Origin of the sequence: Microbacterium sp. BF1 (genome assembly GCF_019279095.1) — a bacterium.
Lineage (GTDB): Bacteria > Actinomycetota > Actinomycetes > Actinomycetales > Microbacteriaceae > Microbacterium > Microbacterium maritypicum.
In genome coordinates this window covers 1-1,170 of record NZ_JAGYWT010000645.1, presented here as the reverse complement: position 1 = coordinate 1,170, position 1,170 = coordinate 1, and the positions used below count along the sequence as shown (strand labels likewise).

1 protein-coding gene and 1 pseudogene are annotated in these 1,170 nt (G+C 68.9%); one reads left to right on the top strand and one right to left on the bottom strand.

Features of this window, described 5'->3' with window-relative positions; all coding sequences use genetic code 11:
* Nucleotides 1–993 (bottom strand): PH domain-containing protein (locus KZA10_RS15690; protein WP_308289691.1); only part of this gene is annotated, 993 nt, incomplete at its 3' end.
* Between the two features lie 51 nt (nt 994–1,044).
* On the opposite strand from KZA10_RS15690, the pseudogene KZA10_RS18365 reads away from it, so the two are divergent.
* Nucleotides 1,045–1,170 (top strand): annotated as a pseudogene (locus tag KZA10_RS18365) (LysE family translocator); the annotation flags it as partial.

The following is a 1,170-nucleotide window of genomic DNA, read 5'->3' as shown; positions in this document are numbered from 1 at the left end:
AGGAGCGGCCACCGTTGCCGCATCGGTGTGCGCGCTCCACCGGTGAGTGGTGTCGCGCGAGGCCGCCTCGGCGGCAGCGAGGCTGACCTCGTCGATCAGCGCCAGCGCGTCCGCCCGCTCGAACCCCGAGAGGTATCCGGTGATGGGACCGGGCACGGTGTGCACCTGCGCGCCGGAGACCCGCTGTGCCCGATCGATCGGTCCCTGGCTGAGGGAGACGCCCTGCAGGCGTGCCAGCGGGAACACCGCGAGCTTGCGCCACACGTTCCCGCGGCGCAGCAGCAGACCGAAGTCGGCGACCAGGTAGCCATGACGCTTCCAGGAGAACGGACGCCGCCACCGCGCGCGCCGCGCCATCGTGCGATAGGTGTCGCCGTCTGCGGGGCCGACGATGCCCTGTTCCCAGAGGAACGGGATGCTCTCCGCCGGCACGTCGGGCAGCACCAGAGCGAGCACTCGCTCGACGTCGGCGCGCTTGCCGACCGGCAGCACCACGTTGAACTGCTGCCCGCTCCCGGACGACTGCTGAGCGGCGCTCTTGCCGCTCATCCGGTTGATCTTGATCGTCCACCAGCCGAACGGGCGCCACAGCAGCGACTGCGAGACCTCCACCGCGAAGATGCGTCCGGGCGGAAGGGTCTCGGTCACGGTCGTGAGAAGACCGTAGGTGATCCGCACACCGTCCGGGGTCGGCGCGATCGAGTAGCGGAGGGACTTCGAGATCTGCGCCCAGGTGATACCGACCACGGCGATGACCATGGGCACACCCATGCCGAGGCCCATCCCGAGGATAACGATGCCGCCGTCGGTGACGCCGTCGGCCAGCATGCCGATCAGCGCACTGCCCATCGCGACCGCGAAGATCGCTCCGAAGAACACGAACCAGAGCAGGCCCGAGATCAGTTGCGATCCCACGAGCCGGCCGGTCGGGATCTTGACGACGCTCTCCGGGACCACGTCGGCGAGATCGACACCGGAGATGAGATCGTTCACCCCCGCGTTCATCGATCCGACCAGCTGCGCCCGAGCGGACGCCGATGCGGCGTGATCGCGCAGTCGGTCGCGCTGTTCACGATCGTCAAGGTGCTCGGCGCCGGGTACCTGATCTTCCTCGGCATCCAGGCCATCCGTCACCGCAAGGACGCGGCGAGAGCGATGGCATCGGCACCC